Source organism: Trichocoleus sp. FACHB-90 (assembly GCF_014695505.1).
GTDB lineage: Bacteria > Cyanobacteriota > Cyanobacteriia > Cyanobacteriales > FACHB-T130 > Funiculus > Funiculus sociatus.
Window position 1 is genome coordinate 13,372 of the sequence record NZ_JACJOK010000036.1, and the last position, 14,802, is coordinate 28,173.

The following is a 14,802-nucleotide window of genomic DNA, read 5'->3' on the forward strand; positions in this document are numbered from 1 at the left end:
TTAAGATTAAGCCGAGACGGGTTGAGAAGATGTCTGTTTCAGTGGGAGAGCGATCGCAAACTCCGTTCCCTCACCTATCTGGGAATTTACAGAAATTTTTCCTCCATGCTTTTCAATAATTTGGTAGCAAATCGAAAGCCCTAAACCTGTACCTTGACCTACTGGCTTAGTAGTAAAAAATGGGTCAAATATTTTATTTTTAATATGCGATGGGATTCCTGAACCATTATCCCGAATTCGCACTTGAATTTGGTTATTAGAAGTTTTTATTGTTTTAATTATTATTTGCTTATTTGATTTCTTTTCATCAGTTAATAGCGCATCAATAGCATTACTGATAATATTCATAAATACCTGATTTATTTGCGCTGGATAGCACTCAATTAGAGGCAAATTACCATATTGCTTAATAACCTTAACTTCTTTTTTTAATTTGTTGCTCAAAATTAACAACGTGCTATCAATACCTTCGTGTAAGTTAACGTCTTTAACCTCGGCTTCATCTAGACGCGAGAAGTTTCGCAAAGATAAAACCATCTGCTGAATCCGCATAGCTCCTACCTTCATAGAAGACAACATTTTAGGTACATCTTCAGTAAGAAATTCTAGGTCAATTTCCTTGCTAACCTCCTCAATTTCAGGAGATGAATATGGGTGCTGCTGATAAATATGCACCAATCTAAGCAAGTCTTGAAGATATTCGCTGGTATGTTCAAGATTGCCGTAAATAAAATTAATTGGGTTATTGATTTCATGAGCAATACCAGCTACCATCTGACCGAGGCTGGACATTTTTTCAGTTTGAATTAGCTGAGATTGGGTTTGTTGCAGTTCTTGCAGAGTTTGAGAAAGTTTAGTTGCTTGTGCACGCAATGCTTCCTCCGCAACTTTAGTAGGAGTAATGTCACGCGCACTCGCATAAATTAACTTTTCTTGGAGAGACTGCACAGATGTCCACGCCAGCCATTTGTAGGAACCATCTTTGCAGCGATAGCGATTCTGGAAGTGGTAAGACGTTGTTATACCTGTGGAAAGTTTTTCCGATTCGGCGATAGTTGCTGCTTTATCTTCAGGATGAACGAAATCGATGAATTGGCTGCTAAGGAGTTCTTCGGGGGTGTAGCCAAGAGTTTTTTCAAAAGCTGGGTTAACGAACTTAAAATAACCGTCGAAACCAGCTATACAAAGCATATCAAACGAAATATTGAAGAAGTTATCAAGCTGCTGTTGTTTCTGCTTTATGTCTTGGGTATAAATTGCAACTCGCCGGATCATTTGGTTGAGAGAAATCGTTAACTTCCCAACTTCATCTTCAGTCGTCACGGGTGCTTGGAGGTTAAAATTTGATTCCTCTGTCACTTGTTGAGCAACTTTGGTGATAGCTTCAATCGGTTGCGCGATCGCTTTACTGGTATAAACTGCTAAAATAACTGCGATCGCTGCTGATACGAGCAAACTAATAATAATAATCAGACTCCCCAGATCCCCTGCTTCATCGTAGAGTCTATCTCCTGCTTTTGCTTCTCGTTCTTGATAGAGATTAATTAGTTTTGACAGCTCGTCTGTAAGATAATTCAAGCGAACAGCGGTTTTAGCATTGATAAACTTGATGATCGCTTGCTGTGCTGATGGAACCTCTGTCTTTACAGTAGACGGTTCAATTCCCTTCAGCACAGTCTCTAGTTCTGGGTAATATATTTGGAGTATATTTTCATATTTATTGATTAAAGATGTTAGCTGGGCATAATGTCGAGCCAGCAGATCCTTATCTTCACCTAAATCACTAAAATATGGAGTAGAGTTATTGAGAAAAATTTGAGTTTCTGCAATTAGTTTTTTAATTTTAATAAGTTCTTGAATTAAAGCTGGAGTTTTTTGCTTTAACTTTTGGATATCATTTGACAGAAAAAGTAATTGTCGCTGTTGATAGCGAGCCTGTATTATAGCTGTTTGTAAATCATTTAGATAATTTATCCTGACACGCACTTTATCAACTTGTTCCGCCGCCCGCGCATAATTGTATTGTTGGAAAATAATGCCAGTAGTTCCGCCCAGGACGGCAATGCTAATCGCTAGACTATATCCATAAACGATTTTCTGCCTAATACCTAAGCGACTGGTTAGGCGGTTAAACTGAGTTGGTGAAAATTTTTGATAGCGATTTGGCAACTTAACTATAAAAGACATTTTTTCGCTAGCTCTAATTACACAAAAATAAGAAGTAATTCATAATATACACACGAAAAATAACACATATGATTTATAATTTAAAAGCGAAAAAATACCTAAGAAAAGTTTCAGTAACCCGAAAGCACAGGATAAAGTAAGTAATTTTACGGATTAAAATTGGGGGAAGGAAAAAATAACCCTGCCTGGGGGTACTAGACTGCCTGTATGATTAGAAACAGTTTTGCAGTAAGCTGCTACTAGGCTTTAGCGGTACTTTTAGCTTGATATCGCTGAAGGCAACGCATCAACTACTGACCTGTCTATGACTTACTCTTCTTCATCTGTGGCAACCGATGCCCCTGGCGGTACGACTCAAACAGATTCAGCCATCTGGTCTAGCTTATTGCAACAGTTGTTAGACGGGCGATCGCTCTCGCGCGATCAAGCCGCAGAATTGATGCAGGGATGGTTAAAGGAAGAAATTCCACCAGTGCTATCAGGAGCGATTTTAGCTGCTCTGCAAGCAAAGAGTGTCTCTGCTGAAGAGTTGAGTGGCATGGCTCAAGTTTTGCAATCCCAATCCTTCGCCCTTGAAAGTCCCCGGCCCCTAACTTCCAATCACCTAATTGACACCTGTGGCACTGGGGGAGATGGGGCATCAACCTTTAATATCTCTACAGCAGTTGCTTTTGTTGCCGCGGCTGCGGGCGTTCCGGTAGCAAAACATGGCAATCGTTCTGCCTCAAGCCGAGTCGGTTCCGCTGATGTGCTGGAAGCACTGGGAGTGAACCTGAACGCCACGCCACAGAAGGTACAGGCGGCGCTTCAGGAAGTGGGCATCACATTTCTTTTTGCACCCGGTTGGCACCCTGCCTTGAAGGTAGTAGCACCGCTACGGCGAACTCTAAAAGTTAGGACGGTGTTTAATTTACTTGGGCCGTTAGTAAATCCGTTACGCCCCACGGGTCAAGTGATTGGGGTGTTCGATCCAAAATTGGTCAGCACCATTGCTCATGCTTTGGGGCAATTAGGCATTCAGCAGGGTATTGTCTTACACGGCCGCGAGAAACTGGATGAAGCTGGTCTTGCGGATGTCACAGACTTGGCGGTGTTGTCTGGGGGTGAGGTGGAGTTGTTGACGCTGAATCCCCAAGAACTAGGATTAACAATGGCACCTACGGCGTTAATCCGGGGTGGAGATGTTTTAGAAAATGTGGCGATTTTGCAAGATGTACTGCAAGGAAAAGGAACGCCAGCGCAACAGGATGTAGTGGCTTTGAATGGGGCATTAGCACTCCAGGTTGGTGGTGTGGTAGCGATGGGCAATCATGCAGAGGGCGTTTCTCTGGCAAAGGAAATTATAAACAGCGGTGCTGCTTGGTCGAAATTGGAACGATTAATTCAGTTTCTTAAGGATTAGCCAGCGAGTTAAGAGTTGGAATGTTGAATTCCAACTCTTAAGGACAACTGACAGTTTTGGTTAATTGGGACGGAACTCAACCACGTTACGTTTAATTGTGATGTCATAACCATCAAAGAAGTCATGCCCCAATAGTCCAACTTCCATGTCTGGTAAAGCGATCGCTACCAGCACATTCTTCTTGATTGCTCCGCCAACTCCGATAGACTTGACATAACCTAGGGGAAATTCTGCTACACCATTGGGAGTCTGCGCCTTGGCACTCGATACAGGTACTACTCTGAGTGCAGATGCCATGCGTCGGGTAATCAAGGTGCCGGAAGCACCAGTATCTACAATCATTTCAAAGTTCTGGTTCCCGTCAAACGTGACATCAATCACGGGGGTGCCACCTTCTCGCCGTTTGATTGGGGCTTGATAAACACCGTTTCTCAGAAGCCGGGGTTTGGAACTTCCTGTGGGCGCTTTCGCTACTACCACAGGCTGCGGTTTGGGTTTGGGAGGATTTGCCTTGTTCTGGGCATAGGTGAGATTGCGCTGGTATTGAGGGATTTTCGTTTTAGCGATCGCATGATAAGGACTAGAAGCCGGAATCGTTTTCATAAAAGCGATCGCTTGTTGCCAGCTGCTGATAACTAATTGCCAATCCTCTTTTGACTGGGCAGACAGACTGATGCTGCTGGCGCTTTCAGCAGAGTCAATCGCCCGCACATAAGCGTCGGCGGCGGCTTGCGGCGATAACTGCGGCTTAGATGGTGTCTTTGCCGGAGATTTAGATTTAGTTGAGGCAGGTTTGGACACCTGCTTTGCACTAGCGGTTGGAGGCTTCTTGGCAGGAGGAGAAGCCGAGATGGGAGTTGCTGATGGACTCTCAGGAGTGGCAGCATTGTCTTGGCTACAGCCAAAACTTACGAGTGCCAGCGTACTTGAAAGCAAAATGATTGCTGCACGGGCGTGAGGAGACTTCACAATATCTGCATTTAATTCTCATCAACTATTTTATTGTCATCTATCCTTTAGTAGATTGGATCTAAAAAAATCCCTAGACCTAAAGAAATAAAGATGCGATCGCATTTATGCCCTTTATCTTCTGTTACCTGGTGAAGAGATGACCAAGCCTGGAGGAAAGCGGCCCTACAAATAAATAAGCTAGGCAATACCCACCCTGCCACTAATTGGCAACTTGTATTTTGTGTAGCACTACAATAGACATATCAAAAAATTAGGCTGGAATCCTTATCAAGGTTAGGCTGAAGTCAAATTTCTGGAGATGTTTAATGTATCGTTACCTTGTTTGGAAGTTATGTTAGAAGTGGGGCATTCTACAGGGACACTCAACTATCTAGACCCACTTGAGAGATTCTTCAGTTCCCTCGCTCTTGAGCGCATATCTTGAGAAGGACTAATGCGGCTGCAAACATTCTCGGAATTAATCTTTAAAGGTTCATTAAGAGTACCACTTCGTGTCGCTCTGATAGCCCCTTTTATCTTTCAACTCTCTGTTGCTGTGGGGCTAACAGCATACTTCTCTTTAAGGAACGGTCAGAAAGCAGTCAATGAGGTTGCAGCCCAACTGAGAAGCGAAGTTACAGCCCGAATTCATCAACATATCTCCGATTATATGGAGACACCTCAACTTGTTACCCAAATAAACGCCGATGCTGTCCGTTCTGGCAATTTGAATTTGCAGGACTCTTTAAGTCTAGAACGTCATTTCTGGCAGCAAGTGCAGTTATTCAAATCTCTAAATCCGATCGCCTTTGGAGGTGAACAGGGAGAAATTCATTCAGTTGATCAGCTTGATGATGGTTCATTAGTCATCCGAGTTATCGACCAATCAACCAGTGGTAATTATCACACTTACACCACTGATAGCCAGGGCAATCGCGGCAGGTTAGTTCGAGTTAACACAACCTTTGATCCTCGCACTCGCCCCTGGTATATAAAGGCTGTGAAAGCAAATAAACCTACCTGGACTGAGATTTATCCATACTTCTCATCATTAGGGTTAGCAATCAGTGCAACCCGACCTTTTTATAACGAGGCAGGTACTTTACTTGGCGTTACCAATGCAACATTGTCTCTCTCACAACTGGGAGATTTTCTGAATAGTTTAAAGATTGGTCGCACTGGGCAAATGTTTATTGTCGAACGTTCTGGAAACTTGGTAGCAAGCTCAACGGCTGAGCCGCCTTTTATTTTAAATCAAGAGGGAGGAAAACAGAAACAGGAAAGATTGGCAGCGATCGCTAGCAGAAATCCTGTGACTCGTCTAACAGCCCAGTATTTAAAGGAACGCTTTGGTAACTTCAATAATATTCGCCATAGCCAGCAGCTTGACTTTGAAATTGAAGGTAAGCAGCAATTCGCACAGGTGACACCGTTTACTGATAGCTACGGACTGGAGTGGGTAATCGTGGTAGTGGTTCCCGAAGCTGACTTCATGGAACACATTGAAGCCAACACACGAACCACGATTTTGCTATGTTTAGCAGCATTGATATTCGCTACAGTTATGGGGGTGTTGACCTCTCAATACATTACCCGACCGATTGCCCATTTAATCTCTGCCTCTCAGGAAATTGCCAATGGGAAGTTAGACCAAACTGTCAAAGTAGAGGGCATTAACGAACTAGAAGTTCTAGCCCAAGCTTACAACCAAATGGCAACTCAACTGCAAACATCCTTTACTGCGCTTGAAAAGGCAAATGAGGAGCTAGAGCTTCGGGTTGAAAAGCGAACAGCCGAACTACAAGAACGGACACTTCAGCTAAAGCAATCCTTGGACTTTGAAGCAACGTTGAAACGGATTACAGACAGAGTTCGTGACAACTTAGATGAAGCACAAATTTTGCAAAACGTTGTCCAAGAATTAGCTTCTGTACTTGCTGCGGAATGTTGTGCTGCTGCCCTATATGATATAGAACAAAAAACGTTAGTTATCAATTATGAATATGCCCAACCTCATTGGCCTTCTACTCAAGGTTCTAGGATTGAATTAGATGAGTTATCTGGAATTCATCAATCTCTGTTACAAGGGCAATGTTTACAGTTTTGTCAATTAGCTCCAAAGTTTGGTCGCCCTCATGCAGCGATTCTTGCCTGTCCTGTTTTTGATGACCAGGGTATCCTGGCTGATATATGGTTATTCCAACCGCCGATTTATAACTATAGTGAACTAGAAATTCGGTTATTACAGCAAGTTGCAAATCAATGTGCGATCGCTATTCGTCAGGCTCGACTTTACCAAGCTGCCCAAGCTCAAGTAGAAGAGCTAAAAAGTCTACATCAGCTTAAAGATGACTTTTTGAGTACCGTATCCCACGAACTGCGTACTCCTATTTCTAATATAAAGTTAGCGATTCGTATGCTGAAGCTAGCTCCCACTCCAGAACGGCATAAACAGTATCTAGATATTTTAGAAGCTGAGTGTACTAGAGAAGCTAACTTGATCAACGACTTGCTGGATTTGCAACGCCTGGAAGCTAATCGTTATCCTGTATTTGTCGAGTCGATAGTTCTAGAAGATTGCATAGCTAGCATTATCAAACCGTTTTTATCACGAACTCAAGAGCGTCAACAAGTCTTTAACGTTGATTTACCGCCTGACCTTCTGCCAATTATGTCAAGTCCAGATAGTTTGGGGCGGCTTTTAGCGGAACTCCTTAACAATGCCTGCAAATACACTCCATCTAATGGCGAAATTCGCTTTAGCATCAAACAAGATATTGATTTATCTATCCCGGAACCTACTGCATCAATAACCAGCTTTAAGGTCAGCAATCAAGCTGAGATTCCATCTGCTGAAATACCTCATATTTTTGATAAATTTTATCGAGTCCCCAATGCAGACCCTTGGAAGCAAGGTGGAACTGGATTAGGCTTAACCTTGGTGAAAAAGTTGGTTGAGCAATTGGGGGGAGAAATCAGAGTAGAAAGTGGTGAAGGTTGGACGAGCTTTACTATTTTATTAGGAAATACAGAAGTCATAAATGATTCGTGAAGGTGAGATACCGGACTTTAACAAGTCCGGTATCTGAAGGGCTGGCTCACAATGCCGAGGATTACTATATAGCCGAGTAGAGAGCAATCCGATGAACGTAGATGCGATCGCATCCTAATACACACTTCTACCCTAGCTGGGTGTGAGATGATAACTTACCACTAGCAACTAACAACCAAAAACTCAGCATTACCTTATGCCTTCTTCTTCTGCTCAAAGTGCCTTGCTCGTACTTGCTGATGGCACGTCCTACAAAGGTTGGTCTTTTGGTGCTTCTGGAACAGCCATTGGCGAAGTGGTGTTTAACACTGGCATAACTGGCTATCAGGAAGTTTTGACAGACCCCAGCTACTGCGGTCAGATCGTTACATTCACCTATCCAGAATTAGGCAACACTGGTGTCAACCTGGAAGATGAAGAATCGGATCGTCCTCAAGTCAGAGGCGCGATCGCTCGTAACATCTCCTCACGTCCCAGCAACTGGCGATCTACCCAATCCTTGCCCGACTACCTGAAACAACACAACATTCCCGGCATTTACGGTATCGATACGCGATCGCTCACCCGCAGACTGCGCTCTGCTGGGGCCATGAACGGCGCTATTTCCACCGAAATCCTTGATCCTGCCGAATTGCTGAAAAAAGTACAAGAAGCTCCCAGCATGGCAGGATTGAATCTAGTTCAGGAAGTCAGCACACAAACCGCCTACGAATGGTCTGATCCCACCGAGTCGAGTTGGGAATTCAGTTCCGGCGTTGAGTCAAACGATGGCGAACCCCTCACCGTTGTCGCCATTGATTTTGGCATCAAACGCAACATCCTGCGGCGTTTAGCTGCTTACGGTTGCCGCGTCATCGTTGTACCAGCCAATACACCGCCAGAAGAAATTCTCAAACACAACCCGGATGGGATTTTTCTCTCCAATGGCCCCGGCGATCCAGCAGCCGTCACCGAAGGCATCGAAACCACCAAAGCCTTGCTAGAAAGCCAGAAACCCGTCTTTGGCATCTGCATGGGACACCAAATTCTCGGTCTTTCAATGGGTGCTGACACCTTCAAGCTCAAATTCGGTCATCGCGGCTTAAATCAACCAGCAGGTTTAAAACAGCGGGTGGAGATTACCAGCCAGAATCACGGCTTTGCCATTGATGCAGATTCCTTAAGCTCAGATGTGGAAATAACCCATCTGAACCTCAACGATCGCACCGTAGCTGGTTTACGGCACAAATCCCTGCCCTTCTTCTCCGTACAGTACCACCCAGAAGCCAGCCCCGGCCCCCACGATGCCGACTATCTGTTTGAGCAGTTTGTTGATCAAATGCGATCGCATCGCCAAAATTAATCAATAGCAATTAGCATCTGTGTGTTCTATAATGGAGCCTCGACTAAGGACAATCCAAGGTAGGAGGGTGTTATTCCTGAGCCACTAACCCTAACCGTAAGCTTAAGAGGCACTCGCGAAGTTAGGGACAATTACCAGCTATACCGCCTCACGGGTTTGTTAGATGCTTTCTCGGAACCCACGTTCCGGAAGGTGGTCAGCAAGTATATAGAGGAAGGCCCCAGTCACGTTATTCTGGATCTTTCTAACATCGACTTTGTAGATAGCTCTGGCTTAGGCGCTTTAGTGCAGCTGGTGAAAAAGGCTCAAAGCGTTGATGGTTCTTTGCAAATTGTCACCAATGCTCGCGTGACTCAAACCGTTAAACTGGTTCGCTTAGAACAGTTTCTCTCGTTGCAGCCTTCAGTTGAAGCAGCATTGGAGAAGATCAAGCAGCCTTGAGCTGAATGATAAATCGATAGGTGGGGCGGGGCTGACAACCCGCCCTTACCAATTTCTAGCACTGGCACCACTGGGATTTTCAGTGCAAAGCTAAAATTTAGAGGGCAAGGTGATTCAGGAGGAGGAAGGGCGTTTAGATAACCTGGCGACTAACTCGCCACTGGGCAAAACCGAAATGTGGTTTAACCCAAGATGGGCTGTAGATCGAAAAGCTCAAATCCAACAGCTTTCCCCAGCGTCTTTAGCTTATTTGGGAGACGCGGTGTATGAACTATATATCCGCAGCTGTTATCTGCTGCCGCCAAAGCGATCGCAAGCCTACCACGACATGGTAGTAGCGCAGGTGAGAGCAGAAAGTCAGGCAAAAGCACTACAAGAACTCCAACCGCACCTTACCGACACAGAATTAGAAATTTTGCGGCGCGGGCGCAATGCCGCAGGACGACGCAAACGCCTCGATCCAGAAATTTATCAACAAGCTACCAGCTTAGAGACGTTGATGGGCTATCTTTACCTGACAGATCCCCAACGCTTGACCCAGCTGCTAGAACATTTACAACTAAACCCGATTTCAGAAGACAAAAATTCTTAACAATATGCCAGATAAAAAACGCCGCCCCCAGCCTCCAGGCAGAAGTACCAGCCGAGGAAAGCCTATCCTATCCCAGCGCGTATTCCCAAAACGTGTTGGAGAGCAACGTAGTCGCCCCGCGCGTCCCTCTCGCGATGAGGAACAGCAATCGGACGAGATAGACAGCAGTTCTGTGGGCAAACACGAGCAAGTAAAACCGATTCGCCAGCGGCGCGATGTGGAAAAACCCCTTCCCCCCAGCCGACGCGAGCAGAGCCAAGAAAAGGACAAACGCCCTCCTAAAGAAGATGGGGGCTGGGGAAAAGAAACTGGGAGGAGGGAAGGAACTCACAAGGAACGGGGGATTAAGCGAAATTCCCAACCCCAAATTTCCGAGCGCCATTCACCAATCCCTGGGAAATCTGAGCGAGGGAAGTTTGTGCGAACGGGGCGCGAAAAGCCGCCAAGAGGCAGATACTCAAGCGATGCTGCTAACACACCGGCTTCGCTACGCGATCGCGATCGCTCTGTGTCCTCGCCCCCAGAGGAAGAAACAGACATGATCTATGGTCGGCATCCCGTCCTTACAGCTCTAGAAAACCAGCGCCAGCTCAACCGGATTTGGATACTTCCCAACCTGCGCTACGATCCTCGCTTTCATACCTTACTATTGCAAGCCAAAGAAAGGGGAGCCGTAATTGATGAAGTAGAACCGAGACGCTTAGATCAAATCACCAACCAAGCCAATCACCAAGGCGTAGCGGCTCAAGTCGCCCCCTATACTTACACTGAATTGGACGACTTAATCGCCAATGCCAAATCCGTCTCAGAACAGCCAGTCTTGTTAGTAGCCGATGGCATTACCGATCCCCATAACCTGGGAGCAATTATTCGCACAGCAGAAGCCTTGGGAGCGCAGGGATTAGTAATCCCCCAACGACGGGCAGTAGGTATCACATCCGCCGTGATGAAAGTGTCAGCTGGAGCTTTAGAAAGTTTTTCAGTGGCCAGAGTCGTCAATCTGTCTCGCGCCTTGGAAGAATTAAAAGCAGCTGGCTTTTGGATTTACGGCACTGCCGCCGAAGGTAGTCAAATGGTACACACAACTCAATTCACTGGCCCAGTAGTATTAGTAGTTGGTTCTGAGGGTGAAGGTCTGAGTTTGCTGACACAACGCTGCTGTGACTTCCTGGTTTCCATTCCCTTACAGGGACAGACTCCTAGCTTGAATGCTTCAGTGGCGGCGGCAATGGCTCTTTATGAAATTTACCGTCAACGCTGGTCAAATAAAATCTACCTTTGATAATCTGTTACAAGACTCTTCAAAAAAGAATCATGTCAGAGTATAACAAAGTGTAAACAATAGCACATTTAGAAAATTGCATCGCATCCCCTAAAACAGGCAAAGACTATGAAGGAATTCTTGATTAGCATTCTCCACTTCTTTGGACGGGCTTGGTGGGTTGAGGTTGTCACTGATAACCCTCGCTGTACTTACTACTTTGGCCCTTTCATCAGCAGCCAAGAAGCCCACGCAGCCAAGGCTGGCTACATCGAAGACCTAGAACACGAAAGTGCCAACGGTATTAAGGTGGTTGTGAAGCGCTGTAAGCCAGAGAATCTAACCATTTGCGACGATTCGGGGGAGCGTTTTGACCGCAAAAGAACACCTACTTTTAGCGGTCAGCCTTCGTAGTCTTTGGTTCGTCCCAGTTAACCCCCAGACTGGAAGGGGTTAGACAAACTAAAGCCCGCTACCTAGCGGGCTTTAGAAGTGGGTATCACACCCAGATTTGAATTAGACTCAGGCAGGCATTACTACCTGGGGGTGGTTGTCGAGCCAGTTGTCAATGTCTCTGTTGACCAGGTCGGGAATCTCCCACGGGAATAAATGAGCGGTGTTGGGGTAGCAATGCCATTCACAATCCTTGAGGTGACGAGCAGTTTCTAAGCTCGAAACAGGGGTGATGTGGCGATCGCATTCCCCCGCCAGCATCAAACTCGGACATGGAATCTGCTCTAGGTCTGCCAGTCGGTTATACCCAGTTCTCAGCGCTGTGTTGAGGGCGCGATTGGCAGCAGCCGAGGTTTGTAAATAAGCTGACATTGCCTCCAATGCGAGGTAGTTGTAGGTACTCGGCGTGTGTTGCTGGATTAGATAGCGGTAAAGCGATCGCTTCCCAAACGTCTCAATATTCCACTCCCACCCAGGCTGTATCCGGTTCAAAATCGAAGCCAGCCCTGTGTAAAAATTATCCTGCCAACTAATCGGCGGATGGCTGCCACGGGGACGAGCCGCTGTACCAATTAAAATTAGACCGCTCACTCGCTCTTTTAGCCCCAGCGCCAACTCCATCGCCAATATTCCCCCCAACGACCATCCCAGTATCAAACAGCGTTCGATCTGTAAGCGGTCTAGAAGCGCCTCCAGGTCAATCAAATGGTCGCCCATAGTAAAATCCCCATTGAACCGACTACTGCCATATCCTCGGAGGTCTGGGGCGATAGTTTTAAAACGATTTTCGAGGTGCTTAGTAAAGATAGACATACTGCGACCATTGCCGGGATGACCGTGCAAGCACAGAATGGGAAACCCCTCTCCTTGGACGCGGACGCTGAGGTGATGAGCTGGGGAAGAAGTGTAAGGCATAAAAAGGCTCTCATGTAAAAGGTAAAAGCAAAATAATTCTTCACTTTTTCATTTTGCATGAGAGCCTTTTGCCTTTCCCCATTACCATTTCAACTATTTGTCTTTATATCCTCCAGCGTATGTAATCACGCACATATTTCTGTATCTAGCATGAGAACCGAAGCCAACCCCAGCTACCTTAAAAGCGGGGCTAAACATATTTTTTCTATGACCGCGATCGCTCACTCCATCATCAATAATTAATTGCATCACAATATCTTGGGCTGTGCTGGAACCGTAGCTGATGTTTTCCCCAGCGGTGGTTTGCCAAGAACCATAGCGGTTGATGCGAGTAAAGGGGGTACTGCGATCGCTTCCCGTGTGTCCTGTCGCACCCTTTGGGCCTTGGTCTTTGACGAGATCCTTCGCACCCAAAGACATCCCTTTGGATGCACTCAAAGCTGACACAGGTTTGGCTGATTTCAAGAACGCGATCGCCTCATCAACTGCCCTCACGCCTTCCTGCGTCTGTAAATAGACGTTACCAGGCAATTTAACTCGCTTGCTATCAACAAAGCTCTTTTTGTACTTTTCCAACACAGCAGCATAAGCGGCGGGATTTGTCCGCGCCTTGTTCATTTCCACAATAACCGCTTGTTCCAAAGGCGAAAGATAACTCGCTTGTGCCAACAAAGTAGATCCTCCTTGAGTGGGTATTGGAACACCTGCCAGAGATGGGCTAGAGGGAAAAACTGAATGAAAGAAGGTCGCCAGTACAGTGATAGGGGCAAATGCCATAAATAGAATCCGACGCATAAATCACCTTACAATTTCCTGACAAGAGAAATAACGCTGTCTATATCAAATAGATTGACAGCACCTTCCTAAAGTTTCCGTATTTAATAAAAATAAACGTTAGTCTAAAATTTAGAATTTATCCAACCACTAAATTTATCTTCTAGCCACATCTTTTTAGCTGCTTCGTCGTCCAAGCATGGCTAATTACTTCATTGCGGAATAATTGCAACAGCAACGCACAAAACTCTTCTGGTGGTAGTTCCAGCAAAAGCTCAACAATGGCTGCTAGTTCCTCATCCACCAGACCAAAGCAAACTCTCAACAGGTTTTTCTACAACAAGCCGCTATCCTTGTTGTGCAGACGCATCTCTCTGTTACCGATAAAGTGGTGCAAGCTCCATAATTAACTCTCTATCCTCTTTATCTAAAACAAGATTATGTGCTTTTTTTAGTAACTTCTTCTTCCAAACCTAGCTAATAGTTCATCGCGGGATAATTGGGATAATTGCAACAGCAACGCACTAAACTCTTCTGGTGGCAATTCCAATAAAGGCTCAATAATGGCTGCTAGTTCCTCATCGACCGCACCAAAGCGAACTCTCAACACATTTTCTACAACAAGCCGCTGTCCTTGCTGTACTCCTTGCTGTATTCCTTGTTGTACAGCCGCATCCATCTGTTGCCGATAAAGTGGTGCTAGTTCCATAATTAACTCTCTATCCTCTGGCGCTAAATCTCGATTTGCCTCTAAATTGAGGCGCAAATTATACAATAACTCTAGCGCATTTGCTCGAAACGGGTTTGACTCTGGCAATTGCGCTAGTTCATTAATAGCTTGTTTTTGCACTGTTCCCTTGCCTAAAACCCTTAACCAGAGTGTTTCATTAGTACGCGGTAACTGATGAATCGCTACTATGGCTGTTTTCAGAGAATCTCCTAGAAAATAGATTCCTGGCAGCCAGTTATTGTCATCAGGTATCGCCCGAAAACCATCTAATAAAGCTATTGATGCTGTTGGAGAAAGAATCCATAGCTTAGGTAATGCAGCTTCATTGCTGCGAGTGTTTTCCCGTTTAGTTTGACGTTCCAAATCAGCATGAACGTCAAACAGTTTGCTCATACAACTGCGAATTTGGCTAGGCGTGACTGCATTGCGAAAGGGTTCAAAAATTGCGGGAGTAGCGGCAAACTGCCCTAGTATTCCTAATGCTTGTGCATCTATCTGTGGTGTAGATTTAGGAATAAACCAAACATCAATTTCTCGGACTTCTCCGGCAATATTACGGCTAGTCTCTACTTCTCCTAAAGGTGTTAATAATTCTTTCAGATAGTCTTTAGCAAATTGGTCGTGAGGAAATCGCGTCATTACTAATACTAGGCTTTTACAAAAACAATTCTAATTGCTTAAGCTATTTTTTGTTTAAAGTTA

13 protein-coding genes are annotated in these 14,802 nt (G+C 45.3%); 7 read left to right on the top strand and 6 right to left on the bottom strand.

Translation table 11 applies throughout. The annotated features are described in order from the left end of the window. Positions 1-6 precede the first annotated feature (6 nt). Entirely contained in the window at positions 7-2,187 is a 2,181-nt protein-coding gene (locus H6F74_RS10660; RefSeq protein ID WP_190440389.1) for an ATP-binding protein, read from the bottom strand. A 304-nt stretch (positions 2,188-2,491) separates the two neighbouring features. Here H6F74_RS10660 and trpD point away from each other — a divergent pair, with 304 nt between their 5' ends. Continuing rightward, on the top strand, positions 2,492-3,589 hold the full coding sequence (trpD, locus tag H6F74_RS10665; RefSeq protein WP_190440391.1) for an anthranilate phosphoribosyltransferase: 1,098 nt from the start codon (positions 2,492-2,494) through the stop codon (positions 3,587-3,589). A gap of 60 nt (positions 3,590-3,649) precedes the next feature. Here trpD and H6F74_RS30980 read toward each other — a convergent pair whose 3' ends face one another. Next, a complete protein-coding gene (locus H6F74_RS30980) occupies positions 3,650-4,558 on the bottom strand; it encodes a retroviral-like aspartic protease family protein (protein ID WP_190440394.1) in 909 nt (302 codons plus the stop codon). A gap of 436 nt (positions 4,559-4,994) precedes the next feature. Here H6F74_RS30980 and H6F74_RS10675 point away from each other — a divergent pair, with 436 nt between their 5' ends. The 6 genes from H6F74_RS10675 (at position 4,995) to H6F74_RS10700 (ending at position 11,642) form a co-directional block, all read left to right on the top strand. Next, positions 4,995-7,592 (top strand): ATP-binding protein, encoded by a 2,598-nt coding sequence (locus H6F74_RS10675; RefSeq protein ID WP_190440398.1) that lies wholly within the window; start codon positions 4,995-4,997, stop codon positions 7,590-7,592. Between the two features lie 196 nt (positions 7,593-7,788). Beyond that, complete coding sequence (gene carA, locus H6F74_RS10680; protein WP_190440413.1) at positions 7,789-8,934, top strand: glutamine-hydrolyzing carbamoyl-phosphate synthase small subunit; 1,146 nt, start codon at positions 7,789-7,791, stop codon at positions 8,932-8,934. A gap of 72 nt (positions 8,935-9,006) precedes the next feature. Next, complete coding sequence (locus H6F74_RS10685) at positions 9,007-9,375, top strand: STAS domain-containing protein (RefSeq protein ID WP_190428330.1); 369 nt, start codon at positions 9,007-9,009, stop codon at positions 9,373-9,375. A gap of 175 nt (positions 9,376-9,550) precedes the next feature. Continuing rightward, positions 9,551-9,967: a ribonuclease III domain-containing protein gene (locus H6F74_RS10690; protein ID WP_190440607.1), complete on the top strand. Its 417-nt coding sequence runs from the start codon at positions 9,551-9,553 to the stop codon at positions 9,965-9,967. A 343-nt stretch (positions 9,968-10,310) separates the two neighbouring features. Next, complete coding sequence (rlmB, locus tag H6F74_RS29275) at positions 10,311-11,249, top strand: 23S rRNA (guanosine(2251)-2'-O)-methyltransferase RlmB (RefSeq protein ID WP_347269501.1); 939 nt, start codon at positions 10,311-10,313, stop codon at positions 11,247-11,249. Positions 11,250-11,357: 108 nt separating this feature from the next. Then, positions 11,358-11,642, top strand: coding sequence for a DUF1816 domain-containing protein (locus H6F74_RS10700; RefSeq protein ID WP_190440421.1), 285 nt, complete (start codon positions 11,358-11,360; stop codon positions 11,640-11,642). A gap of 108 nt (positions 11,643-11,750) precedes the next feature. On the opposite strand, the gene H6F74_RS10705 is transcribed toward H6F74_RS10700, so the two are convergent. From H6F74_RS10705 to H6F74_RS10720, 4 genes are all read right to left on the bottom strand, one after another. Next, a complete protein-coding gene (locus H6F74_RS10705) occupies positions 11,751-12,596 on the bottom strand; it encodes an alpha/beta hydrolase (RefSeq protein WP_190440424.1) in 846 nt (281 codons plus the stop codon). A gap of 93 nt (positions 12,597-12,689) precedes the next feature. Further along, positions 12,690-13,391, bottom strand: coding sequence for a CAP domain-containing protein (locus H6F74_RS10710; RefSeq protein WP_190440427.1), 702 nt, complete (start codon positions 13,389-13,391; stop codon positions 12,690-12,692). 142 nt (positions 13,392-13,533) lie between these two features. Then, positions 13,534-13,695, bottom strand: coding sequence for a hypothetical protein (locus H6F74_RS10715; RefSeq protein WP_190440431.1), 162 nt, complete (start codon positions 13,693-13,695; stop codon positions 13,534-13,536). A gap of 126 nt (positions 13,696-13,821) precedes the next feature. Continuing rightward, the gene (locus tag H6F74_RS10720) at positions 13,822-14,739 is read right to left on the bottom strand and encodes a hypothetical protein (protein WP_190440434.1); all 918 of its coding nucleotides are present in this window, start codon (positions 14,737-14,739) and stop codon (positions 13,822-13,824) included. Positions 14,740-14,802 lie beyond the last annotated feature (63 nt).

Excerpts from the sequence above, each read along its gene's own strand:
- H6F74_RS10660 (WP_190440389.1), bottom strand. The coding sequence starts at position 2,187 with ATGTCTTTTATAGTTAAGTTGCCAAATCGCTATCAAAAATTTTCACCA.
- trpD (WP_190440391.1), top strand. The coding sequence starts at position 2,492 with ATGACTTACTCTTCTTCATCTGTGGCAACCGATGCCCCTGGCGGTACG.
- H6F74_RS10675 (WP_190440398.1), top strand. The coding sequence starts at position 4,995 with ATGCGGCTGCAAACATTCTCGGAATTAATCTTTAAAGGTTCATTAAGA.
- carA (WP_190440413.1), top strand. The coding sequence starts at position 7,789 with ATGCCTTCTTCTTCTGCTCAAAGTGCCTTGCTCGTACTTGCTGATGGC.
- H6F74_RS10690 (WP_190440607.1), top strand. The coding sequence starts at position 9,551 with ATGTGGTTTAACCCAAGATGGGCTGTAGATCGAAAAGCTCAAATCCAA.
- H6F74_RS10700 (WP_190440421.1), top strand. The coding sequence starts at position 11,358 with ATGAAGGAATTCTTGATTAGCATTCTCCACTTCTTTGGACGGGCTTGG.
- H6F74_RS10705 (WP_190440424.1), bottom strand. The coding sequence starts at position 12,596 with ATGCCTTACACTTCTTCCCCAGCTCATCACCTCAGCGTCCGCGTCCAA.
- H6F74_RS10710 (WP_190440427.1), bottom strand. The coding sequence starts at position 13,391 with ATGCGTCGGATTCTATTTATGGCATTTGCCCCTATCACTGTACTGGCG.
- H6F74_RS10720 (WP_190440434.1), bottom strand. The coding sequence starts at position 14,739 with ATGACGCGATTTCCTCACGACCAATTTGCTAAAGACTATCTGAAAGAA.